Annotated in this window: 23 protein-coding genes; 15 read left to right on the top strand and 8 right to left on the bottom strand. The window is 40.2% G+C overall.

All coding sequences use genetic code 11. The annotated features are described in order from the left end of the window. Positions 1 to 40: 40 nt before the first annotated feature. On the top strand, positions 41 to 1693 hold the full coding sequence (locus ESV85_RS02830) for a M1 family metallopeptidase (protein ID WP_146914719.1): 1653 nt from the start codon (positions 41 to 43) through the stop codon (positions 1691 to 1693). Here the strand turns inward: ESV85_RS02830 and ESV85_RS02825 are convergent. The 4 genes from ESV85_RS02825 to hflX all read right to left on the bottom strand — a co-directional run bounded on the left by ESV85_RS02825 (position 1690) and on the right by hflX (position 6366). Further along, positions 1690 to 2058, bottom strand: a complete 369-nt coding sequence (locus tag ESV85_RS02825; RefSeq protein WP_146914718.1) for a hypothetical protein — start codon at positions 2056 to 2058, stop codon at positions 1690 to 1692. The two genes, ESV85_RS02830 and ESV85_RS02825, sit on opposite strands and share 4 nt — an antisense overlap. A gap of 70 nt (positions 2059 to 2128) precedes the next feature. Next, complete coding sequence (locus ESV85_RS02820; RefSeq protein ID WP_146914717.1) at positions 2129 to 3796, bottom strand: PQQ-dependent sugar dehydrogenase; 1668 nt, start codon at positions 3794 to 3796, stop codon at positions 2129 to 2131. Positions 3797 to 3920: 124 nt separating this feature from the next. After that, the gene (locus ESV85_RS02815) at positions 3921 to 4988 is read right to left on the bottom strand and encodes a PAS domain-containing sensor histidine kinase (protein ID WP_146914716.1); all 1068 of its coding nucleotides are present in this window, start codon (positions 4986 to 4988) and stop codon (positions 3921 to 3923) included. Positions 4989 to 5115: 127 nt separating this feature from the next. Continuing rightward, positions 5116 to 6366: a GTPase HflX gene (gene hflX, locus ESV85_RS02810; protein WP_146914715.1), complete on the bottom strand. Its 1251-nt coding sequence runs from the start codon at positions 6364 to 6366 to the stop codon at positions 5116 to 5118. A gap of 198 nt (positions 6367 to 6564) precedes the next feature. Here hflX and rfbC point away from each other — a divergent pair, with 198 nt between their 5' ends. The 9 genes from rfbC to purU all read left to right on the top strand — a co-directional run bounded on the left by rfbC (position 6565) and on the right by purU (position 14347). Next, positions 6565 to 7116, top strand: a complete 552-nt coding sequence (gene rfbC, locus ESV85_RS02805) for a dTDP-4-dehydrorhamnose 3,5-epimerase (RefSeq protein WP_146914714.1) — start codon at positions 6565 to 6567, stop codon at positions 7114 to 7116. Beyond that, a complete protein-coding gene (locus ESV85_RS02800; RefSeq protein WP_146914713.1) occupies positions 7116 to 7862 on the top strand; it encodes a tyrosine-protein phosphatase in 747 nt (248 codons plus the stop codon). Before rfbC ends, ESV85_RS02800 begins: the two co-directional genes overlap by 1 nt. Positions 7863 to 7877: 15 nt before the next feature. Next, complete coding sequence (locus ESV85_RS02795; protein ID WP_146914712.1) at positions 7878 to 8831, top strand: NAD-dependent epimerase/dehydratase family protein; 954 nt, start codon at positions 7878 to 7880, stop codon at positions 8829 to 8831. Positions 8832 to 8976: 145 nt separating this feature from the next. Beyond that, the gene (locus tag ESV85_RS02790; protein WP_146914711.1) at positions 8977 to 10392 is read left to right on the top strand and encodes a tetratricopeptide repeat protein; all 1416 of its coding nucleotides are present in this window, start codon (positions 8977 to 8979) and stop codon (positions 10390 to 10392) included. 16 nt (positions 10393 to 10408) lie between these two features. Continuing rightward, positions 10409 to 11179: a phosphosulfolactate synthase gene (locus ESV85_RS02785; RefSeq protein ID WP_146914710.1), complete on the top strand. Its 771-nt coding sequence runs from the start codon at positions 10409 to 10411 to the stop codon at positions 11177 to 11179. 58 nt (positions 11180 to 11237) lie between these two features. Then, the gene (locus tag ESV85_RS02780) at positions 11238 to 12173 is read left to right on the top strand and encodes a DUF368 domain-containing protein (protein WP_146914709.1); all 936 of its coding nucleotides are present in this window, start codon (positions 11238 to 11240) and stop codon (positions 12171 to 12173) included. Next, positions 12170 to 12907 carry a shikimate dehydrogenase family protein gene (locus ESV85_RS02775; RefSeq protein WP_146914708.1) on the top strand — a complete coding sequence of 246 codons (738 nt, stop codon included), beginning with the start codon at positions 12170 to 12172 and terminating at the stop codon, positions 12905 to 12907. Before ESV85_RS02780 ends, ESV85_RS02775 begins: the two co-directional genes overlap by 4 nt. A gap of 54 nt (positions 12908 to 12961) precedes the next feature. Further along, on the top strand, positions 12962 to 13378 hold the full coding sequence (locus ESV85_RS02770) for a TonB family protein (RefSeq protein ID WP_146914707.1): 417 nt from the start codon (positions 12962 to 12964) through the stop codon (positions 13376 to 13378). A 114-nt stretch (positions 13379 to 13492) separates the two neighbouring features. Continuing rightward, positions 13493 to 14347, top strand: coding sequence for a formyltetrahydrofolate deformylase (gene purU / locus ESV85_RS02765; RefSeq protein WP_146914706.1), 855 nt, complete (start codon positions 13493 to 13495; stop codon positions 14345 to 14347). Here the strand turns inward: purU and alr are convergent. Next, positions 14344 to 15498 carry an alanine racemase gene (alr, locus tag ESV85_RS02760; protein WP_146914705.1) on the bottom strand — a complete coding sequence of 385 codons (1155 nt, stop codon included), beginning with the start codon at positions 15496 to 15498 and terminating at the stop codon, positions 14344 to 14346. The two genes, purU and alr, sit on opposite strands and share 4 nt — an antisense overlap. 87 nt (positions 15499 to 15585) lie before the next feature. Between alr and ESV85_RS02755 the strand changes: the two genes are divergently transcribed. Further along, a complete protein-coding gene (locus tag ESV85_RS02755) occupies positions 15586 to 16173 on the top strand; it encodes a DNA-3-methyladenine glycosylase I (protein WP_146914704.1) in 588 nt (195 codons plus the stop codon). On the opposite strand, the gene ESV85_RS02750 is transcribed toward ESV85_RS02755, so the two are convergent. The 3 genes from ESV85_RS02750 to ESV85_RS02740 all read right to left on the bottom strand — a co-directional run bounded on the left by ESV85_RS02750 (position 16170) and on the right by ESV85_RS02740 (position 20249). Next, positions 16170 to 17696 (bottom strand): sodium:proton antiporter, encoded by a 1527-nt coding sequence (locus ESV85_RS02750; protein ID WP_146914703.1) that lies wholly within the window; start codon positions 17694 to 17696, stop codon positions 16170 to 16172. The genes ESV85_RS02755 and ESV85_RS02750 overlap by 4 nt on opposite strands. Positions 17697 to 17877: 181 nt before the next feature. After that, the gene (locus ESV85_RS02745) at positions 17878 to 19104 is read right to left on the bottom strand and encodes a Glu/Leu/Phe/Val dehydrogenase dimerization domain-containing protein (protein ID WP_146914702.1); all 1227 of its coding nucleotides are present in this window, start codon (positions 19102 to 19104) and stop codon (positions 17878 to 17880) included. A 71-nt stretch (positions 19105 to 19175) separates the two neighbouring features. Then, positions 19176 to 20249 (bottom strand): anhydro-N-acetylmuramic acid kinase, encoded by a 1074-nt coding sequence (locus ESV85_RS02740; protein ID WP_146914701.1) that lies wholly within the window; start codon positions 20247 to 20249, stop codon positions 19176 to 19178. A gap of 104 nt (positions 20250 to 20353) precedes the next feature. Between ESV85_RS02740 and ESV85_RS02735 the strand changes: the two genes are divergently transcribed. The 4 genes from ESV85_RS02735 (at position 20354) to lptC (ending at position 24369) form a co-directional block, all read left to right on the top strand. Beyond that, positions 20354 to 21070 (top strand): type III pantothenate kinase, encoded by a 717-nt coding sequence (locus tag ESV85_RS02735; RefSeq protein WP_191321886.1) that lies wholly within the window; start codon positions 20354 to 20356, stop codon positions 21068 to 21070. Further along, complete coding sequence (locus ESV85_RS02730; RefSeq protein ID WP_146914700.1) at positions 21060 to 22343, top strand: hypothetical protein; 1284 nt, start codon at positions 21060 to 21062, stop codon at positions 22341 to 22343. Before ESV85_RS02735 ends, ESV85_RS02730 begins: the two co-directional genes overlap by 11 nt. A gap of 101 nt (positions 22344 to 22444) precedes the next feature. Further along, positions 22445 to 23743 carry a hypothetical protein gene (locus ESV85_RS02725; protein ID WP_146914699.1) on the top strand — a complete coding sequence of 433 codons (1299 nt, stop codon included), beginning with the start codon at positions 22445 to 22447 and terminating at the stop codon, positions 23741 to 23743. Between the two features lie 83 nt (positions 23744 to 23826). After that, positions 23827 to 24369: an LPS export ABC transporter periplasmic protein LptC gene (gene lptC / locus ESV85_RS02720; protein WP_146914698.1), complete on the top strand. Its 543-nt coding sequence runs from the start codon at positions 23827 to 23829 to the stop codon at positions 24367 to 24369. Positions 24370 to 24401: the final 32 nt, after the last annotated feature.

Below are 24401 nucleotides of genomic sequence, written 5' to 3'. Positions count from 1 at the left end.
AAGTATCTTGTAAGTTCAAATCCCAAATTTTGACTTAGCCATGAGATTTATACTCCTTAGTTTTTCCCTACTCTTATGCCTTAGTGCTCAAGCACAGATGTTTCCTCATGGAGAGGAATTCACTCGTCAGGATACCCTTCGTGGCACGATCACTCCTGAGCGAGCCTGGTGGGATTTGCAATATTATCATTTGGAAGTAACCGTAGACCCAGAAACCAAGTCGCTTTCGGGTAAAAACACCGTACGATACAAAGTGCTGGAAGATGCAAAGCGCATGCAAATCGATTTGCAAGCTCCGATGCAACTCACCAAAGCGGCGCAGGACGGAACCGAATTAGAAATTGAGCATGAGGGAAATGCACATTTTATTACGTTGAAAGCTTCGCAAAAAGTGGGTGAGGAAAAGGAAGTGGTTCTGACTTTTTCAGGAACACCTGTGGAGGCAGTTCGTCCTCCTTGGGATGGTGGTTTGACTTGGAAGAAGGACAGCAATGGCCTTCCTTTTATCGCAAATTCCAATCAGGGATTAGGTGCTAGCATCTGGTGGCCGAATAAGGATCACATGTATGATGAACCAGATCAGGGCGTTTTGATCAGCGTGACTGTTCCGGAAAATCTCATGGATGTTTCCAACGGGCGATTGATTGGAACGGATCATGACAAAGTTGCCAAAACCAAAACCTATCATTGGGAAGTGAAAAACCCAATCAATAACTACGGGATCAATATCAACGTGGGCGATTATGTCCATTTTGGAGAGAAATATGCAGGTGAAAAAGGCGAACTCGACATGGATTATTATGTGCTTCGGGAGAACTTGAAGAAAGCTAAAAAGCAATTTGCCGATGCGCCTCGAATGATGGAAGCCTTTGAACATTGGTTTGGGCCTTATCCATTCTATGAAGACAGTTACAAATTGGTAGAAGCACCTTACTTGGGCATGGAACATCAGAGTTCGGTGACCTATGGCAATGCTTTCGCAAATGGCTATCTGGGTCGTGATCTGAGCGGAACAGGCTGGGGGTTGAAGTTTGATTTTATCATCATCCACGAGTCAGGACATGAGTGGTTTGCGAATAATATTACCTATCGTGATATCGCCGATATGTGGGTTCATGAGAGTTTTACTGCCTATTCTGAGAATCTTTTTCTGGATTATTTCTATGGAAAAGAGGCAAGCGAAGAATATGTGCTTGGAACCAGAATGGCCATCAATAATGACAGTCCGATCATTGGCACTTATAATGTAAACTCAGAAGGCTCTGGCGATATGTATTACAAGGGAGCCAATATGCTACATACCATTCGGCAGGTTGTAAATGACGATGAGAAGTGGAGAGCAATCTTGAGAGGCCTAAACGCTGAGTTTTATCACAAAACTGTTTCCACCCGCCAGATCGAAAACTACATCAGTCAAAAAGCAGGCATCAATCTTACGTCAGTTTTTAATCAATACTTAAGGGATATTAGAATTCCAATTTTCAGTTATTATCTGGAAGAGGGCGAGTTATTTTACCGTTGGGAAAATGTAGTCGATGGCTTCGATATGCCAGTGAAGATCTATGTGGATGGGGAGGAAATGAACTTAAAGCCTACTCAGCGTTGGCAGCCAGTTGATGTTTCGCAGAAAAATGCAAAAATCACTGTGGATAAAGATTATTACGTAGGCTCGATGAATATTTCGGGGAACTAGTTCAAAAATGGGATAAGTACTTCTTTTGCCTTTTCCTCTGTGAACAGGACCAAACCAGTCATGTTGTCGCCAGGGTATTTGAATACAATCATTTGATTTCCTAAACACTTCACTTCAAATCGAAGCGGAGGATCAATGTCATCGATGAATTCTAGAATTCCTTCAGGAGTTAGTCTCCAATCCAATTCAAGTTCCTCACCATTTTCACTCTTGACAGAAGTTCCATCTTCGAAGAAGCTGTAATAAGCGTCAATCTTTCTGGTTTCAGTTAGACAATGCCAAGGGTTAGCTATCAATAGCTCGCGGGATATTTTCTTTCCGAAAAAAATAATATCCATGGATAATTGATTGGTATACTCAAACATAGCATATCAATTTACTAATTCGTTTCAAAAACCAAACTACTCCAAGTCATGATTTTTTGAACAGATATTTCTAGTCTTTTATCTTATAAATTTTCCCGTCTGCCTTGGTCATCAGATAAGCTTGTCCAGTTTTATCTTGCCCAAATTTTAGATCCACACGCTTACTTCCACAAAGTTCCTCTAGGCTCATTTCTTTACCCTCATAGGTTATTCCCCAGCTTGCGAATGTTACGTTATTTAGGTCACTGAGATCTGCGAAAAGTAGCCTACCATTAGGAATATTTCCAAATACCCATTTGTCTTTGAGCGGACCTGAAGGCATGAAGTACCCGCCGATAATGGCAGCTATCTCATCATGATCAATTTGAATAATTGGATAGGTTGAAGGTAGATTTTTATCCTGATCAGTGATTGGAAACACACTATGCATATCCGCGTATGGATTAATAATAAAAGTACCTTCTCTTATAGGCCAGCCATAGAAGTTTCCAGGTTCGATTAGGTTCAGTTCTTCTACATTGTGATGGCCAATTTCAGTAGCAAACATCCTTCCTTTTGTATCCCAGAATATCCGATTAGGATTGCGGAATCCATAGGCATAGACTTCTCCCGCTTTTCCATCCTGTCCTGCAAAAGGATTGCTATCAGGAATCCCATATTTTCCATTTGTGCTATTCCTGCCTGCCGGATTTATTCGCATGATACTGCTCCAAACTTTTGATCCATGGTGATCTGGAATAAAAGCAAATCCACTTTCGGCAGCTCCACCATCTCCAATTCCAACATATAGAAACCCATAATCCTCACTTCCTGATTTGGAATTAGGATTAAAAGCTAGTTCCTGTACGCCATGAATCACAGTCACCACATTTATACGCATGAATTCCCGTCCTTCTCCAATGAAGGTAGGAGCATCAGGATTATTAGTTTTCCACTCGGTTAGCACCCATTGCATTTTTACATTGATGCTATCGGCATAGGTAAAATCAGCTGGCATAGTTCCCGCAGGTTCAGTATGCGAAGTATATAAAAGGCCATTGGTTGTGAATTCGGGATGAAAAGCATAGCTCCCAAACCCTGTGGCCAATCCTGGCTTGGAAACCAATTTTGTACGAAGTTCTTTTAATGGTAAATAGACCGAATACTTCCCATCTTTTAGTTCGTATAGCGTGCCATGCTGATCACTTACAAAAGTTCGCCCGGATACTGATTCTGACTCGAGCTTAGTGATTTTGGCTAGTGGAGGTTCTGGGTTTGATGCGGGAATCTGCGTATAAAATTCTAATTCCAGCCTGATCCCCGAATCTGGGATACTATCGGGTATTGGATTCTCTAAGCCTATCTGAGGTACTGTGTCAGGCAATGTTTTATAGGTATGGAGATAGGCTAATATATTATTGAGGTCTTCTTCTTTCAATCCAGAAAAGGCAGGCATATACGTGTTATATACTTCGAAAAGTGAAGCCGCTCGGGGATCATTAGCATCAATTACTTTGGCTGGGTCTTTAATGAAGTTTCTGACCCATTCAGTTTCCACACTATGTGTGATTCCGCTCAGGTTTGGGCCAATGCCATTTTGCTGGAAGTTGTGGCAGCTGCTGCAGTTGTTTTCAAAAAGTACCTTTCCAGCTTCAATTTGCTCCGAATCAGTACTAATATCACTTCCATATTGATTTTTCTGAGAGCAGGAGAAAATAAGTAGCGAGGCTGTAAAAAAAAGATATATCGATTTATTCATTAATGCTAAGTTGTGGATTTTTGCTTAATCGCACCAAACAAAATATTATTATTGGTAAAGCTGTCCTGCTATGTCTAAGGATTTCATAAAAATTTGAAGCAGTCTATAATTTTCATTGTAAATCTTAATAATTCAGAATTATTCTAAAAGTGGTTCCTTCACCAACCTTACTCTCAACTTCTATTGTTCCCCCAAGGCTTTGTATGTGGTTGTATACCAAATAAAGGCCAATACCTCGACTGTCTTCATTGGTATGGAAGGTCTGCTGAAACCCAAAAAGTTTATCCTTAACTTTTTCCAAATCAAAGCCCAGCCCATTGTCTGAAAAGATCAGATGGACTTTGTCTTCAACTCGTGTTGAGGTAATCGTAATGATTGGTTTGACTCCTACTTTCCTATACTTTATAGAATTGGTAGTTAGATTAAGAAATACACTCTCAAGATAGGTGGCATTGGAAGTGATTTTTGGTAATTCTGTAAAGTTGCCTATTACAGTTGCGCCAGAGTTTTTGAGAAGTGTACTGATTGATTTTGACACATTTCGTATCACTTTCTTCAGGTCAATTTCTTGAACAGGGATGAATAGGGATTGTTTTTCTCGGAGTTCCTTAGAATAAACATTAAGTTTTTCCCGTAAATCCTCGCAGCTCATTTTAAAAAGCTCCAAAAGCTCTAATGTCTCTTTATCCGTAATCTTTGAATAATCTATTAATTCATAAATAGACAAGAGGTTGTTCACCGGAGATCTTAGATCGTGTGAAGTCATATGCCCTATATGCCGCAGATCTTTATTTATTTCCGTAAGGTTGGTTAATAGGGTATTTCTATCTGTCTCAAGTTCTTTTTTGTGTGTGATGTCTCTAGCTATAGCAAAAATTATTTGCTCTTCCTGTACAGGTTGGGAAGTCCAAGACAGCCAGATTATTTCACCTGACTTAGTTAAATATCTATTTTCGAAATTTACTAGAGGGGTAGACTTAAGTAATTCTGACCTCTCTCGAGCAGTAGTTTCTTTGTCTTCATGATAGATAAAATGATGGATTGGGTTGGAATACAATTCATCATAAGAATAACCTAAAACTTCCTTGACCGCAGGGTTTATTTTTTTGAAATATCCGTCAAAACCAGCTATGCAGACTAAGTCTGGAGTTAATTCAAAAAAAATGTCATACTGTGAGAAATCCGTATTCATAATGCTAAGGTTAGCAGAAATTTAAGGCCAAAAAATTGTATCTGAGTAAACAAAATTTCATAAAAAGTATACTGAAGTACACATACAATAAAAAGACTATCACTGTGATGATAGTCTTTTCTATTTCCTATTCATCAATTGTGAATGTTTCGTCTTCTAAGTAATGAGGATAGATTTTTCGGTGCTGTTTTTTCACTTCTGTGATTAATGCTTGTCGAAAACCTTCAACATTCTGTCCGCTAGCAGCAGCCATGAATACTGGTGGAATCCCTGTTTTTTTTCCATAAGCCTCCGCCAAAGCATCGAAATCGTGGAAATCTGCTTCCTCTAATTCCAATTCAGTCATTTTCATGCTTTCTTCCACGCTAGGCATGGTCTCCACCAGATCGATTTTATTGAAGACAAGTAGTATAGGTTTATCACCGGCCTTGATCTCATTTAATGTCTCAGTGACTACTGCGATATGATCTTCGAAATGCGGATGAGAAATATCAACCACGTGTACAAGTAAATCAGCTTCACGGATTTCATCCAAGGTAGATTTAAAAGCAGCAATGAGGTGAGTAGGAAGTTTTCGGATAAATCCGACAGTATCGGAGAGTAGGAAAGGGATATTTTCTAGTACCATCTTGCGTACGGTGGAGTCCACCGTGGCAAAGAGTTTATTCTCAGCCAGAATATTTGTCTTGGTAATTAGATTCATCAAGGTGCTTTTACCCACATTGGTATAACCCACTACGGCTACTCGAACGATTCCTTTTCGGCCTTTACGCTGCGTTTCTCCTTGTTTTTCTATTTCACGAAGTTTCTCTTTCAGCAGAGTGATTCGATTTCTGATATCTCGCTTATCAGTTTCGATTTCCTTTTCACCTGATCCGCCACGAGTAGTTGTACCTCCTCGCTGTCGCTCCAAGTGAGTCCAGAGATTTGTCAATCGAGGGAGTAGATATTGGAAGCGGGCAAGTTCTACCTGCGTTTTAGCTTGGGCAGTTTGTGCTCTCTTTAAGAAAATATCCAGAATCAGAAGTGACCTATCGTAGATCGTGACCTTCAATTCATTCTCTAAGTTTCTCATCTGAGAAGGTGAGAGGTCATCATCAAAAATGACCATATCTACTTCGAAATGCTTGATATATGCTTGAATCTCTTCAAGTTTTCCAGAGCCTACAAAGGTCTTGATATCTGGTTTTTCCATTTTCTGGGTAAAGCGATGAACTGTCTTTGCACCGAGAGTTTCTGTCAGGAATGCCAATTCATCAAGATATTCCTCCGTTTGTTGCTCGGTTTGATATTGACGAACCACACTTACTAAGATGGCAGTTTCTTCTTTGCCACCTGTTTCGTGAAGTTTTTGAAGTTTGCGGGAATGTTTACTCATAAATTAATTGCTATATCGAAACAATGCGAAACGCTAAATTATAGTTTCCTAATTGCTTAGAAATGGCCAATTGAGGCAATTTTTTTAAATTGGCATGTTAGATTCCTGTAAAGTTCGACATATTTCCTTAGAATTGATTAGGATAGTGATTTGACTGGTGGTTATTTTGCCTTTTAAAGCAGAAACTAATACATCCCAATGGCCCAAGTAAAAAAAGCCACCTTAACAGGTGTTTTAGAGATATTTCCAAGGATTTTTGAGGACCAGAGAGGTTATTTCTTTGAGTCGTACCGAGCAGATTGGTTGCACTCTGAAGGAGTGGATCATGACTGGGTTCAAGATAATCAGAGTTACTCTCAGAAAGGAACAGTGCGAGGTCTTCATTTTCAGAAAGGCGAGTTTGCCCAGGCAAAATTGGTACGAGTGATTCAGGGGAAAGTTCTTGACGTAATCGTGGATTTGAGGAAAGGCTCTTCCACCTTTGGAGAGAAATATTCTGCCATTCTGGATTCAAGCAGGAATAACCTGATGTATGTGCCCACAGGTTTTGCGCATGGATTTTCAGTATTGGAAGATTCGATCTTCGCATATAAGTGCTCCAATTATTACAACAAAGAAAGTGAAGGGGGGATTCTTTGGAATGATCCAGCATTAAATATAGACTGGCAGATTGATGAGCCGATTACTTCTGAGAAAGATGCCGAATGGCCTACGTTAGAAGAATTTAAAATTAGTGAAGGAGGATTGTAATGGGATTTTTAGATCTGTTTAAGAAACAACCGGAGGTATATGAGAACCTTGACCTAAGTTGGTTGGAGGTTGATATGCATTCGCATTTGATACCCGGTATCGATGATGGATCTAAAAGTATGGAGGAATCTCTCCATTTGATTAAGCGGTTGTCTGATTATGGCTTGCGCAAAATCATCACTACTCCACATATAATGTCTGAGTATTATCGCAACACGCCTGAAATCGTAAATATGGGCCTGGAGGATCTAAGGAGAGCGGTTAAAAAAGAAGGCATTTCCATTGAGATAGAAGCTGCTGCTGAATATTATATGGACGAGATTTTCCTTGAGAAAATCAAAAATGGAGAGGAAGTTCTTACGTTCGGTGACAATTACATCTTAGTAGAAACGGGCTTTATCAATAAGCCTCAAATGCTTTTGGAGATTATCTTTCAACTTGAAATGGCAGGTTATAAGCCTATTCTCGCGCATCCAGAACGTTATCAGTACTTAATTGGCGACAAGGGATTTCTTCAGGATCTGACAGACAGGCAAATCCTCTTTCAAATTAACTTGCTATCACTTACTGGTTTTTATTCCAAGCCTGTAAAAGATTTTGGTGAGATGCTGATAGAAATGGGGTTAGTGAAATTTTTTGGTACCGACTGCCACAACCCACGCTATCTGGATATGATGGAGACTCTACCAAAGTCAAAATTATACAGCAAAATCAAGCAACTTGATGTGCTAAATTCCACTCTTTGATTTGCGGGTTGGTCCATGAAAATTCTTATTACAGGTATTACAGGATTATTTGGAAGCTATTTGGCTAAAGAGTTTGCTGCGCTTGGTGAGATTCATGGTTTTCGTAGGTCAAGTTCATCACTGAGATTGCTCGAAGAAATTAATTTCCCGATTTGCTGGCATGAAGGAGAGCTTTCTGATATTGAATCTATTGAGTCGGCGCTCGAAGGAATGGATATAGCAGTACATGCCGCGGGCAAAGTCTCTTTTGATGCAAATGACGAAGAGAGTTTGCATAGTAGTAATGTGGATGGTACTATAAATCTGGTCAATGCCATGCTTAATTCTGGAGTGAAAAAGCTTGTACATATCAGTTCCGTCGCTGCGATCGGAAGGAGCCCTGAGTTGACCAAAATTGACGAAAAATTTAAATGGGTCGAATCTCCCCTCAACACAGACTACGGTATATCTAAATATTTAGCGGAATTAGAAGTGTGGCGTGGAGAGCAAGAAGGTTTGGATTTGATCGTAGTGAACCCTTCCATTTTATTAGGTAAAGTCAGTGATAATCGCAGTTCTTCAGACATTTACCAGTATGTGCTGGAAGAGAATTCTTATTACCCTCAGGGAGACTTGAACTACATCGATGTACGGGACGCGGCCAGGCAAGTAAGAGAATTAGTGCAAAAAGAAGTTTGGGGCGAGCGATTCATTTTAAATAATGAGCAGATTTCGTACAAAGAATTCTTTGAGAAAATGGCTGCCGTGTTTGGCAAAAAGGCACCCTCTAAAGCAGTAAGTCCTTTCATGCTGAAAATTGCAGTGTTTTTCAATACTATATTTAGAAAAATAGGATTGAGTAAAAGTCCGCTGAATAAGAAAACAGCAATGATTTCACAGCAAAAACTATTTTTCGATAATACTAAAGTGAATAAGCTGCTTAATAATGACTATCATAGCTTGGAAGACACCTTTAACTGGTCAAAGTAAACTTATTTTTGATCCCTATCGTTTCTACCAAAAGCTTTAAAGTGAGAGGACATAATTTCGCTGAAAGAGTAGAATGAAAATTAACAAATCGAGATTTTGAGAGACCAAATTAATTGGTAACTTAAATAAACCATAACACATCCTAATGACTGGAGATCACGATCATGATTGGGAAAATGACAAGAAGCTGGTAGAGCGATTTGAAAATTCCCTTCAAGCCAATCTGGACCTTTATTTCGAAGAGGAAGAATTGGAAGATATCATCCGATTTTACTTTGATCAACAGAAGTTTCTCAAGGCACTTCGTGCTGCTGAGTTTTCGTTGGAACGATTTCCATTCTCTGTAGAAATTAAGCTCCTCCAAGCGCAATGCCTGATATTCAATGATGAATTGGAAGAAGGACTGGGCATATTGGAAAACATAAATAATATATCTCCAAACAACGAGGAAATCATTCTTGCTTTGGCTAATGCCCATATTTTGGGAGGCACACCGCAGGATGGCATTGAGTTGTTGGAGAATTTCCTGCCATTAGCGGAAGACAAGGCCGAGGTATACTATTCCTTAGGGAATCTGTACCGCGTCCAAAACAACAATGAAAAAGCAAGCTACTATTTCAAAGAAGCTGTAAAGAGTCGCATCAATCACGAAGATGCACTTTTCCAGTTGGCGATGATTACTGAGGAAGAAGGCTCTTTTGATGAAATTCTGGATTTCTACCAGGAATTCATTGATCAGGATCCTTACAGTGCGGGCGCTTGGTATAATCTAGGAGTAGTTTATAATCGTCTAGGTAGATTTGAGGATGCGATCAAGGCGTATGATTATGCCATTTTGATTGATGATGCGTTTGCCTCTGCCTATTTCAATCTGGGTAATGCTTTAATGAATACCCAGCAGTATGAACTTGCGTTGGAAGCCTATCAGAATACAATAAATTGTGAAGGTGCAAATGCGGAGAATTGCTGCTACATGGGAGCTGCCTATGAGAAACTTGAAAAAATAGATGAAGCATTCAAATATTTTAAGAAGTCTGCCAAATTTGATGAGGAGTACGATGACGCTTGGTTTGGGCTAGGAATGTGCATGCTGAAGAAGGAAAAATTCTTCGAAGCCATACATTATTTCAAGAAAGCGTTAAATCTTACAAAAGAAAATTCTAATTATTGGGTAGGTCTTGCAGATGCTGAATTTAATTTGGGCAACATGCAGGCTAGTTCTGAAGCGTATGAGGAAGCTATCAATTTGGAGCCAGGTATTTTGGAAACCTATGTAAATCTGGCACTTATATACTTCGAGCAAAATCGTTTCGAAGAAGCAATTGATGTAACTCGTGAAGCAATTGAGGAGATGCCAGAGGAAGCAGAGCTTTATTATCGCCTGGTAGTTTACCTAATCAAAATGGGCAATTACAAAGAGGCGTTTTCATTTTTGGAAAATGGGTTAACTTTGGACTTTGAAAAGCATAGCATCATGTATGATTTGATGCCAGAGCTTAAACAGCAGAAAGCCTTATACAAGATTATTGCCCAATATCGAGAGCAAAATCTCGAATCTTAACATTAAAACCTCGCTAATGAATTATGAGCTGAATAATATCCCCGTTCGGACTGAGAAGCCACGAACCAAAGGATTTACCATGGCCATGGACAAAGGCCTAAGCCTAAGAGCCACCGAAGATTTTGTTGAAAGTTGTTCCGATTTTGTAGATATCGTGAAGCTTGGTTGGGCCACTTCTTATGTGACCAAAAACCTTACAGAAAAGCTAGCCATCTACAAGGAAGCTGGAATTCCAGTTTACCTAGGAGGGACACTTTTCGAAGCATTTATCGTAAGAGGTCAATTTGACGATTACAGAAAAGTATTGGATAAATATGATCTTACTTTCGCTGAGGTATCAGATGGATCTATTTCTCTAAATCACGACAGGAAGTGTGAATACATCACTACGCTAGCCAAGCAAGTTACCGTGCTTTCTGAAGTTGGATCCAAGGATGCTGCAAAAATTATCCCTCCATATAAGTGGATCGAGCAGATGCAGAAAGAATTGGACGCGGGTGCTTGGAAAGTAATCGGAGAAGCTAGAGAAGGCGGTAACGTTGGTCTTTTTAGAGATTCAGGAGAAGTAAGGCAAGGTCTAGTGGAAGAAATTCTGACTCAGATCCCTGAAGAAAGAATTATCTGGGAAGCTCCAATCAAATCTCAACAGGTTTGGTTTATCAAGCTGATTGGCGCAAATGTGAACCTTGGAAATATCAGTCCTTCCGAAATCATTCCTCTGGAAACAATTCGATTGGGATTGAGAGGAGATACGTTTGATCACTTCTTGGGAGAAATCAAATTGTAATACAACTCAACTCATTACAGGCTGATTGGAATATTCCGATCAGCCTTTATTTTTGACCATGGATTTTATCAGAAAATATGTGCTCACCTACCTAAAAGGTATGGGTATGGGAGCGGCAGACATTGTACCAGGAGTATCTGGTGGTTCGATTGCCCTGATTACTGGGATCTACGAGGAGTTGCTTCGTAGTATTAATTCCTTCAATGGGGATAGTCTGAAGTTGTTGCTCAAGTTTGAGTTCAAAGCATTCTTTACAGCTGTGAATGGAGCTTTTCTACTTAGTCTATTTCTCGGGATAATGACGAGTATTTTCTCGCTTTCGAAGCTGATCACCTATTTGATGGCTGAGCATCCCATTCCACTTTGGTCATTTTTCTGCGGATTGATCTTGATTAGCGCTTTTCTTATTCTGAAGGATATTAAAGAATGGAATTTGGGAGTAATTATCGCTCTGATCATCGGTACAGTTTCAGCATATTTCATCACGGAGTTACCACCTACAAGTAGCCCAGATGCACTTTGGTTTACTTTTGTAGCTGGTGCTATTGCTATTTGCGCGATGATTCTACCTGGAATTAGCGGGAGTTTTATTTTGCTGATTTTGGGAAAATACGAGCCTGTTATAAACGCTGTTTCGGAGCGTGATTTTGCTACGTTGGGTATTTTTGCTTTAGGATGCATTGTCGGACTTCTATCTTTCAGCCGGGTTATTTCCTGGTTGTTAAAGCGCTTTTATGCTATTACCATTGGTATACTTTCGGGCTTTATGCTTGGATCAATCAATAAACTTTGGCCTTGGAAACTCGTCACAGCTTACCGTACTTCATCTAGTGGAGAAGAGAAGCCATTTCTGACGAAGAATTTATTTCCCGGTGAATATTTAGAGCAGACAGGTTTTGAGCCAAAATTAATGGTGGCTGTTGTCGCATTTTTGTTTGGAATTATTTTGGTATTTGGGATTGATCGCCTAGCGGCATACTTAAAGAAATCATGAGGAAATTTGGACTGATTGGACATCCACTTACACATTCATTTTCTAAGAAATATTTCGAAGAGAAGTTTGAAAAGGAAGGAATAGAGGGCTGTTCCTATGAATTGTTTGATATCCCTAATGCATTTGACCTGGAGGAGATTCTTAGTGATGATCCAGATATAGAAGGAATCAATGTCACCATACCATACAAGGAAGATGTGATAGCGCTGATGGATGATCTAGAAGAGGCTTGCGAAGAAATCGGCGCAGTAAACTGCATTCATATCCAGGATGGAATTCGCACAGGTTACAATACAGATTACATTGGGTTTAAAAATTCGCTTTCTCCTTGGCTTGGTGGAGTTAAACTCAAGGCCTTGATTTTGGGAACAGGCGGAGCTTCGAAAGCAATCAAACAGGCATTGATAGATTTGGATATTGATTTTCTGAATGTATCCCGCTCAGAAGATGAGGATCAAATAACTTACGATGATCTGGCTTCAGACCCTGAGATCATGAAGAATCATCACTTGATTATCAATACTACTCCACTTGGCACTTTCCCAAATGAGGAAGGTATGCCTGCTATTCCTTTGGAGCAGTTTACTTCTGTTCATTTTGTATATGATTTGGTCTATAATCCTCCGGTGACTACGCTGATGAAAGCTTGTTTGGATGCTGGAGGCAAAGCGAAAAATGGCCACGAAATGCTAATTCTACAGGCTGAGGCTTCGTGGGAGATCTGGAATTCTTAAGAGCTGGAAGACCGAAGTCAGGTCAATACATGTGTTGTATGTCAATTGCTGAAAATGAAACAAATATTAATATTATCACTCTTGATTTTAAGTGCATTTTCTGTATCGGTTGCACAGAATTCTGACAAATGTGAATCCAAGTTTGATTCGACACTTAAAAGGAGTATTTATATCATTGTTGACAAAATGCCGACTTTTCCTGATGGTAAAGAATCTATGGTGACCTATATAAAAGGAAATCTTATGTACCCAGAAAAAGAGTGCATAGAAGGTTCCGTTTTTATTTCGTTTATAGTCGAACCGGATGGCCAATTATCGAATAAAAAAATATTTAAAGGAATTACGAAAAAGGCAGATAAAGCAGCATTGGATTTGGTTAACGCGATGCCTAACTGGATACCAGGTTCCTGTAACAACGAAATTGTACCAACTCAAATGGTAATACCAATTAGATTCAATTTGACGGAATAAAGAATAAACATAAAATATTACACGATGTAAAAATGCACTAAAACACATTTTACACAAATCGTTCCTAAAAATAAAGCCACTTTAATCTTTTATCGGTAACCAAATTATTGAAAAATGAAAAAAGCCATACTCATCATTCAGTGCCCCGATCAAAAGGGGATAGTAGCCGAAGTTTCCAGATTTCTTTATGCATATGAAGGCAACATTCTGGAAGTGGATCAGCACGTAGATGAGGAAATGGGTATGTTTTTCATGAGAGCGGCTTGGGAGTTGGATTCTTTTTCTTTGGAGAAAGATGAAATTGCTGCCCGCTTTAGGGAAGAAGTTGGAGAGCGATTCAAGATGGATTTTAAGCTTCATTTCAATTTCCCCAAACCTAGAATGGCGATTTTCGTCAGCAAGCTTTCCCATTGTTTGTTTGATATTTTGGGAAGACATCATGCGGGACAGCTAGATGTTGATATTCCTGTTGTGGTCTCCAATCATCAGAGTCTGAAGGAAATTGTGGAGGCATTTGGGATTCCTTTTCATTACATTCCCATCACAGCGGAGACTAAAGCCTCAGCTGAGGCTAATCAACTGGAGTTGATGAAAGCAAATCAAATTGATTTTGTTGTGTTAGGGCGCTACATGCAGATTTTATCTGCCGAGTTTATACAGCATTTCCCGAACCGCATCATTAATATCCACCACTCATTTTTACCGGCTTTTGTAGGAGCTAGACCTTACCATGCCGCTTACGAAAGAGGTGTGAAAATCATAGGCGCGACTGCTCATTACGTCACCGAAGAATTGGATGCAGGACCAATCATCGAGCAGGAAGTAGCGCGGGTGAGGCATCACAATACCGTTTCAGAATTAGTCCAAATTGGGCAAGATGTGGAAAAAGTAGTGCTTTCCAAAGCCATCAAATATCACGTAGACCGCAAGGTGATGCCGATCAAAAACAAGACGGTGATTTTCTATTAAGGAATGATTTTCCTTGGAATGTCTTTCGGAAGCCGAGTCAGCATTTCATAATTCACCATTTGAGTGGATTCGGAAAAAGAGGCTACTGTGATTTCTTTTCCACCCTGCTTTCCTATGAGAATTACCTCATCACCGATTTTAAGATCTTTGATCTTACTCACATTCACGGCGATGGCATTCATGGTAACTGTTCCTACTACCTGACAATAATTTCCCTTAATAAGAACCATACCTTGATTACTCAATAATCTACTGTATCCGTGTCCATAGCCTACTGGAACTATCGCAAGACGGATATTTTCCAAGGCCATGTAGCTATTTCCGTAGCCTACAAACTCTCCGGTTTTCACAGCCTTCAGACTCATAACGGTGCTTTTCCAGGTAATCAAACGCCTTAGTGGGTTTTTATTGCCCTTTGGAAGAGAATTAAGCTTGGCGAAAAAAGTCTCCTTTGTAGGCCAAAAGCCATAGCCTGCTATTCCTATTCTTACCATATCCATGATAGTTTCGGGGAAAATAAGCGTAGCTGCAGAGCAGGCAGTGTGATACGTTTTGAACGATATGCCTTGATTGTTGAAAAAGTCTTTGAATTCGTGGTATCTGGCAATTTGATTTTTTACTCTAACGAAATTACTAACAGACTCTGCGCCTGCATAGTGCGTGCAAAGGCCTTCAATAGAAATATAGTTAGAATTTTCTATGAGCATTTCAGCGAGCTTCTCACGTTGAATCCAATCAAATCCAGTTCTGTGAAATCCAGTCTCCACCTCGACATGGACTTTGGCAGGAATATTTATTTCCTTAGAAATCGAAATAGCTTTTTCGAGTCTTTCAAAATCAAAAACATAGAAGCTGATTCCTTTTCGGATTAATTCTTCCAGTTCTTCAAAATGGAGCATGCCTAAAATCATGATCTCAGATCCTTTCTTAGATTTTGCCCATACTTCCCAAGCTTCATCAGAGCTGAAAGCACTGAAATGTCTGATTCCGGCTTTTTCGGCTATTTCTACCATTTGTGAAATCCCATGACCGTAAGCGTTACCTTTCACTACTGCAGATATTGTAGGCTTTGGGCCTATTTCTGAGCGGATGTAGCGTATATTTTGTCGATAAGCCTTAGCGCTGATTTCAAGGGTAGAGGTGGCAATCATATTTGAATTCTAATTGAGTCGAGAAAGTAATGCTCTCTGCCTCCTTATCCCAATTCTTGATTAATTTTATTCTTTAATTCTATTTTTATGAAAAACACCTTTCTCGTTTCTGATCAAAAGCCACGCTGTCCATGGTGTCTAGGTTTCGAAGATTATGTCACTTACCACGATACTGAATGGGGAGTGCCGGTTTGGGATGATCGTGTTCACTTCGAATTTTTGATTCTGGAATCAGCTCAGGCTGGCCTGAGTTGGGCTACGATTTTGAAGAAAAGAGAAGGCTATCGCAAAGCTTTTGCGGACTTTGATTATAAAGTTGTGGCTGAATTTCCAGAAAGCTATGTGCAGGAGTTACTCCAAGATCCGAGTATAATTAGAAATGTGCTTAAAATTCGTGCTGCGATCAATAATGCTAAATGCTTTATGGAAGTACAGCAGGAGTTTGGCTCTTTTTCTAACTACATCTGGGGATTTGTTGGAGGAAAGCCAATTCAAAATCGCCTATCATCCATGAGCGAGGCTCAAGCCACCACCAAAGAATCTGATTTACTTGCAAAAGACCTGAAGAAGCGTGGATTCAAATTTCTAGGGAGTACCACCGTGTATGCACACATGCAGGCTACAGGATTATACAATGACCATTTGGAATCTTGTTTCCGATTTGCTGAGGTTTAGACCTCTACGAAAGCAAAGAAAACCAGCCATACTAGGATTAATATTGGTAATAGGATCGGCAATGAGAATCGGATGATGTAGCCAAAGAAAGAAGGCATTTTGATGCCATTTTGCTCAGCTATTGACTTCACCATGAAGTTCGGTCCATTTCCTATGTAAGTCATCGCTCCGAAGAATACTGAGGCGATGGCGATGGCCATCAATTCAAATGCAGAGTCATGATACCCATCGGCAGCAAACTGACGAACCTCTTCGATGTTACCAATAGAAGCACCTTTGGATGCCATAGCTGCGGCAAGGAAGTTTAGGTAGGTAGGTGCATTATCTAAGAATCCTGAAAGAAGTCCGGTGCCCCAATAAAGCGTGTTGTGAGTGATCATTGCGGCGCCATCAGGTGATTTTGCGAAGGCGCCTACTAGCTCTAAGGCCGGCATCATAGTACCAAATATTCCTACGAAGATAAATGCTACTTCGCGTATTGGTTCGAAGTTGAATTCATTCCCTTTGATGGCTCGCTGGTCAGCAAACCGGTAAGACAGAAAGGCGACAGACAGCATGATGATTTCTCGGATATAGGAGAATTTTTGGCCTTCATACACAATGGCCGGCACACCCTCTATCACATTTGGATCTAGGAACACCGAGCAAATAATAATAAATAACCAACCAAAGTTCTTCATTCCTATTAAGGAAAGTTTGTTGGTATAAGTAGTCTCTTCTAATTCAGAGTTACCATTTGCCCTGCCAAATTTTTTGTCAATAAAGTAGAAGGCAACAGCTAGCGCAATTAGAGCAAATATCCATGCTGGCCAGTTATGCTCTAGCGTCCAGAAGAATGGAATGCCTTTCAAGAAACCTAGAAATAAAGGAGGATCACCTATCGGAGTTAAAGAGCCACCAATATTACTCACCATGAAGATGAAGAATATGATATGGTAGGCTTGAATATTTCCTTTATTCAACCGTATAAATGGGCGGATCAGCAGCATAGAAGCTCCAGTGGTTCCGATCAGATTGGAGATCAATGCACCAATGATCAATAAGGATACGTTTGCAAAGGGTGTAGCTTTTTTGTCTATCTCAATCAGGATTCCACCTGAAGCAATATACAGCGATGCCAGTAATGCTATGAACTGAATGTATTCTGCCATAGCATGCACGGGCGCATGCACATTTCCTAAAACAAATAAATAATAGAAAACGACCATCAAAGCGAATCCAATAGCGATTTTTGGGTAGTTTTTGTGCCAAAAATGCTCATAAAATAAAGGTCCTGTGGCAATCATAAGTAGCAATGCTACAAATGGAATAACCAGCCAAATAGGTGCTGTATGGTGGTCTTCTTCTGCTGCTTCACCAATGGATTCTCCATGAGATACGGTTTGGTCAGTATCCCCATGATCTGCCTGAGCTAGGTAGACTTGCTCTGTGTCAGTATTTTCGGCATAGGCAGATTGAGTTTCTAAGGCGCCAAAAAATAATATTCCGAAAAGTATGGAGAAACTTAATATAAAATTCTTCATTAGGTTGATAGGGTATGCTGGGTGTTCTTTTCGGTTAATTTAAGCAAATATTTAATTGCTGCTATTCAATAATGGCATCTGCTAAACTACAGCTTTTGCCTGATACAGCACAATCGAAACTTGCCATCCTGTTGGAATTAATCAAAAATTAACTCCAACAGTTCATTGGCAAAGAATAGTTTTACACGAGTTGTGCTAGGGCTATATTAAAGGATGTTTCGGCCAGTTTAATTTTTTGTGGATTCTTGGAATGGACATTTTTCAGAGCTTTCTCAATAGTCTCACTGACATCTGTGAATATTGCCATATCGGTGACTTCCGCGTTATCGCTCATCAAGTAAGCAAATACACGAGCCATACCGCAATTTGCGATGAAATCAGGAATGACAGAAACGCGCTGATCAGTCCAAACACCTGTTGGGCCAAAGAAAATCTCAGGATCTGCAAACGGCACATTGGCTCCACAAGAAATTACTTCCAGTCCAGCATTGACCATTTTCTCTGCTTGATCTTGGGCGATTAGTCTCGAAGAGGCAGCTGGGATGAAAATTTCACTTGTTAGATCCCATATTTTCTGATTTATTTCTTCAAATGGGAGTTGATTTTCTGCAACTAGTTTGTTTCCATTTCTATTTAAGAAAAGCTCACGCACCTCATCAATAGAATAACCTTCCTCATTAATCACTCCTCCATCTCGGTCGATAATGCCCACTATTTTTACGCCTTCCACGGCAAGGAAGCATGCTGCTGCAGCACCTACATTTCCCCATCCTTGAATAATAGCACGCTTTCCTTTGATATCGCCGCCCCAGATTTTATAATATTGCCTCACCGCTTCCGCTACCCCAAATCCTGTAATCATATCTGCTACAGTATATTTTTTAGGACCATTTGGAGTGAAATGCGGATCTTCAAGTACTTTGGATACTCCTTGTCTTAATTGGCCTATTTTTCTGATTTTTTCAGGTTCTGTAGCATGGAAATGTCCATTTACCACGCCCTCTTGCGGGTGCCAAAGACCATAGGATTCTGTGATAGGAATTACTTCATGGATTTCGTCGACATTAAGATCTCCACCTGTTCCATAATAACTTTTTAATAAAGGCATTACCGCTTTGTACCAACGCCGTAGCACTTCATCTTTACGGGGATCGTTTGGATCGAAGTTGATTCCTGATTTTGCTCCACCAATGGCAGGACCTGAGACGGTAAACTTTACCTCCATGGTTTTGGCTAGGGATTCTACTTCCCGCTTATCTAGACCCTTTCTCATGCGGGTGCCACCCCCAGCGGCTCCACCTCTGAGGGAATTTATCACTACCCAGCCTTCGGCTTCTGTTTCGCTGTCACTCCATTCAAAAGTAATTTCCGGTTTCTTGTTTTCAAACTTTTTAAGTAATTCTTGCATGTAATTTGGGTTTATAGCTGGGCAAAAATAGGAAAATAAACCTCTCTAGTTGCATGAAGTCTGACGGGCAGTTAGCCAAAAATTAATCCGCCAGATGAATCAGATCTTGCCCCTGTTACGGATGCCAGGCAATTGTTTTCATTTCGTATACGCAACACGCCCAAAAAGCCAAAAACCAGCGCCTCTTTAAATTCAATCAATTCGGAGGAAGCTGCTATATGATTCCATTTTGAATATAGTTGGTTATCAAGGCACTTAATAAAAAAAGCATTGTATGCGCCCCCGCCGGTGATCAGCACAGAAGGTGTGTCATTGTCTTGGTATTGCTTAATCACTTTGGCGATTTGAAAAGCATAATGCTCCACAAGAGTTCGTAAAATGTCTTTTTCAGAAAGACCACTAGAAATTAACAATGGCATGAAATCATTTTCTAAATCCTCCCGACCTAATGATTTAGCTTCCGATTTAGAGTAATAAGGCAGGGTATTTAAAGCTTCAAATAAATTTTGATTGAAATCTCCTTCTTTAGCCCAGGCTCCATTTTTATCGTATTCAGCACCGAGCATATTTGCCTGAGAATTCAGAAGTAGGTTAAAAGGGCAGGTGTCAAAAGCAATACGCTGTCCTGCTACTTCCATACTGATATTTGCAATCCCACCTAGATTGATGCAAAAATCGATCGAAGGAAAAAGTAATTGATCACCAATCGGCACCAAAGGAGCTCCTTGGCCGCCGAGCTGCACATCCTGCATACGGAAATCGTTGATTACCTTTTCTCCTGAAGCCTGATGCAATGCCCAGCCATTTCCTATCTGAAGGCTAAGACCTTTGGCTGGTTGATGAAAAACGGTGTGGCCATGTGAGCATATAGCCATCGGTTTGATTTGCTTTTCGCTGCAGTATTCTTTGACTTTTTCACCCATCCACTTGCCAAAATCCACGTCTAGCAGCGCCAATTCCAGCGCGGAAAGACTATGACTGTTCAGCAGCTTTTGTCCCAGCTCCTTTGGAAATGGGAACGTGATTGCATCCAAAATCTCGTAAGACCATTGTTTTTGACGCTCATAGCTGCAATACGCGATATCTAACCCGTCTCCTGAGGTACCGGACATCAATCCGATCATGGTGTAGTTTGTAGGGCTCATGGGTTAAAGTATGTTAAGTGAAGACTAAGACAAAGATAATTTAACAAGGATAGAACTACCTCGTTTTTATGAATGACTATTTTGCGAAAGATTAATTAAACTGGATGACAAATCTGATCATAGATATTGGGAATACTCGAATCAAGTCTGCTCTTTTTGAAGGAGATAAGCTGCTTGTGGAAGAAGTATTTGAGGGGCTTGAAAGAGCTTTACCTTCCTGGAATTCAGCGTCTTTTGACCATTGTTTGGTGAGTTCCGTGAAATGGAGTCAGCCAGAATTACTGGATATTTTACCTTTCCAATTTACCTATCTCAGTCCAGAGACGAAGTTACCTATCTATAATGGGTACGGAACACCGGCCAGTTTGGGTTTGGATCGTATTGCCGGAGCGATCGGAGCTTGGGCTGTTCGTGGAAAAGGTCCGGTTCTCGCAATAGACTTGGGAACTTGTATTACTTTTGATTTAATCGATGGAAGTAATTCATATCTAGGAGGGGCAATTAGTCCTGGATTTGGGATGCGAGCTAAGGCGATGCATGAACAAACGGCAAGATTGCCTCTAGTAGATTTAAAAGTAAAACCTACTGAACTGATTGGCAACAATACGATCATGTGTATGCAGATCGGTGTTTGGTATGGAATTGAGCTCGAGTTGCGTGGGCAAATCGAAGCCTACACCAAAAAATTTCCAGAAATCGAGGTCTTTGTTTGTGGTGGAGATGCCCAATCTTTTGATTCATTGGCAAAAGACCTCATATTTGTAGTCCCAAATTTGGTCCTTTACGGATTGAATTCTATTCTAAACCACAATGTTGAGTAATATCAAATTGCAATTGCTGGGTGTACTATGCACCCTTTTCTTATTTACAGAAGCTCAGGCTCAGTCGAGTGCTTCTACCTATAGTGCTCTTGGTATCGGAGAATTTAATTATTCCGGTCTAACTAATAATCAAGCCATGGGGGGACTTGGCATCAGTTTCGGTTCAGCATGGAACCCTAATGTGGTCAATCCTGCACTTACTACTAAGAACACGATTTTTAATTTTGAAGCTGCGCTGAATTATAAGAAAATCGCTGCTGACAACGGAACTGAGAAGTCAAATGTTGATGGTGGTGGATTATCCTATATCGCAATCTCTCTTCCTGTGAAAGTAAATAAAGCGACATTCGGCTTAGGATTGAATCAAATTACCAGTGTGAATTATCGCTTGTTTATAGAAAGTCCAGTAAGCAATACAGATATAAATGCTTTAAATTCTATCCAAGGTGACGGCGGTATCTCTGAAGCTTATTTGAGTTATGGGATGATTGTAGCTAAAAATCTGAGCCTAGGTATTCAGGGTTCTTACATCTTTGGGTCCACGATCCGAACGGACCAACTGGCACTTTTTGATAATGAGGGAAGCCAAGTTGGTATCACCACAGAATATTATGAAAGATTAACAGTTAGTGATGTGGGCATCAAAGCAGGTGCATATTACTTCCTCCCATTGAACGATAAGAGTAAGCTACATTTGGGTGCCATTTATCAGCGTTTAGGAGACGTTAATGGAAAAGCTTTTGCCAAACTCGCATCATATGGCCAAGCTAGCGATCCGGATTCAGATGGTGACCTGATTGCGAATGACGAACCAGGGAGCATTTATATCCCTAATCGCTATGGATTCGGCGTTTCTTATGAAAAAAACAACAAATTTGTGATCGGTTTGGAAGGTCAATATCAAGACTTCAAAAATTACAGATCTCTCTTAGATGATCCCTTGCAATTGAAGGAAGCGATCAAGATTGGTTTGGGATTCCAGATTATACCTGATTTTCTATCTGTTGACAACGGCCTGAAGAGAGGTACTTATCGCGTCGGTTTGGAGTATCAGCAGACGCCATACTACCTGAACGAGACAAATATAAATGACCTTGGCATTAACTTTGGAGCTTCACTTCCTGTAAATCAACTTTCATTAGTGAACTTCGCAGTGAAAGTCGGACAACGAGGAACCACCAACAATGGCCTCATCCGAGAAAGTTATGTAAACTTCACCTTTGGCTTGTCACTGAATGATAATAGTTGGTTCTACAAACGAGTATTTGAATAAAAAAATTAACCAAACCATACGATCAAAATGGTTAAATGCGAGTTTGAAAACTTGAATTTAGACATGAAGATTAAATTGTGCCGAATTAAACCATTATGAAAATGAACATTAAATCTACAGTCCTAGGGCTAAGTGCCCTGCTTCTTGCTGGGATGGTCCAAGCTCAAGTATTCAATTTTCCATCCGATCCAGTTCAAGAAGCTAAAGCCAGAGAGCTAAATGCTGCTTACACTGACTATATGCAATCTGAACAATACGTGGAGGCTACCAAACCTCTTCATTGGCTGCTTGTAAATGTGCCTGAGCTGAATGAGTCTCTATATATCAATGGAACAAAGATCTATGATGAGGCTTCAAAAGCCACGACAGATGAGGTTCAAAAGAGAGTTTATCAGGATTCCGTAATCATTTTGTATGAAAAGCGAGGTGTATTATATAACAATGAGAAAAATTGGATAGAAAATAAAGCTTATTACGGGTATACCTACTATAAGGATGATCAAGATAAGTTGAAAGATCCAATTGCTGATTTCGAAAAAGCAATGGAACTAAATGGTACACTTAGTCCTAACCTAATAGCTGCATATTTTAATTTAGTTTACAGAAATTATGCCTATCATGAAGCCTATACAGGCGAAGAGATTCTTTCAATTCATGATAAACTTCAAGCTATTCTTGATAAAGCGGCAGCTGAAGGGGACGATGTATCTAGCCCAAAAAGTAATCTTGAGCAATTATTAATTGCTATGGAACTGATCGATTGTGATTTCATTGAAAATACAATGGGACCAAAATTGACTGCTGATCCTACTAACGAGGCACTAGCAGATCAAATCTTCAAGTACTCTGTACAATACAAGTGTTTCTCTTCTAATGCATTCTTGCAGGCATTGGAAATGAAGCATGCGAAGGAACCATCTTTCTCTACTTCTCAGGTAATTGCCATGAGATATATGCAGGAGGACAATACTGCCAAGGCTGAAGAAATGTGGACTCAAGCATTGAGTCTTGCGGAGAATACTTCTCAGAAAGCAGAATCTCAGATGGAGCTTTCTAAAATTTACGCGAAGCAAGGAAAGAAATCAGCTGCGAGAGCTGCTGCTAAAGAGGCTGCAAATCTAGATTCATCTATTACTTCTGATGTATACAATATGATTGCGGGTATGTACATGAATGCCTACAATGAGTGTAGAGCAGGAGTAAGTGTGATCAAGGATAGAGCGATATTCTTAGCTGCCTATAATGCTTATCAGAGAGCTGGTAATTCTAGTGGAATGGCTCAAGCAAGAGCTCAGTTTCCTTCAAAAGAGGAAGTGTTTGCTGAAGGAATGCAAGTGGGTCAAAGCCTCAGCACTGGATGTTGGATTGGTGAGACTGTAACTTTGGCGACAAGAGATTAATCAAATTACTGATTTAAAAGGCAGTCTTCGGGCTGCCTTTTTTCGTTTGTAGCCATGAAACAATTTTCAAGTATCTTTGAGCTGTGAAGAATAGTTTACTTTCATTCGTACTACTTAGTGTCATCACATTGACTAGTTCCTGCAGGGAAGATGTAGACGCATCAGTTATGGAGGTGTATGATGGGCCTATGAATCTGGCTCTCAATGTGCATTTGATCCGAAGTGACTCGGCTATAGTGCGTTTTGAGCTTGAGGCGCCTAAGCAACTTGAATTTGCCAATGGCAACCTAGAATTTCCTGATGGGATCGAAATTCAGATTTTTGAGACAGATGGGCAATTGACCACCACGCTGAGAGCAGATCGGGGTTATTTTTTAAAGCAGGAGAATGTCTGGAGAGGAGAAGGAGATGTACAGGTTCATAATCTGATCAAAGATCAACACCTCCAATCAGAAGAACTTTTTTGGGAGCCAAGAAAGAGAATATACACTGAAAAGTTTGTAAGGGTACAGGACGGTGGTACATTTTTCTATGGATCTGGATTGGAAGCCGATGAGACTTTTACTAATTATTCCTTAAAAAATCCCCGAGATGGTCAGGTTGAATTACCTGGAGACGGATTATAAAAAAATGGCTACGGAATTCCCTGTTAAAACAA

The organism is Algoriphagus aquimarinus (assembly GCF_007997215.1).
GTDB classification, from domain to species: domain Bacteria; phylum Bacteroidota; class Bacteroidia; order Cytophagales; family Cyclobacteriaceae; genus Algoriphagus; species Algoriphagus aquimarinus_A.
This window is presented reverse-complemented; position numbering and strand designations above follow the sequence as displayed.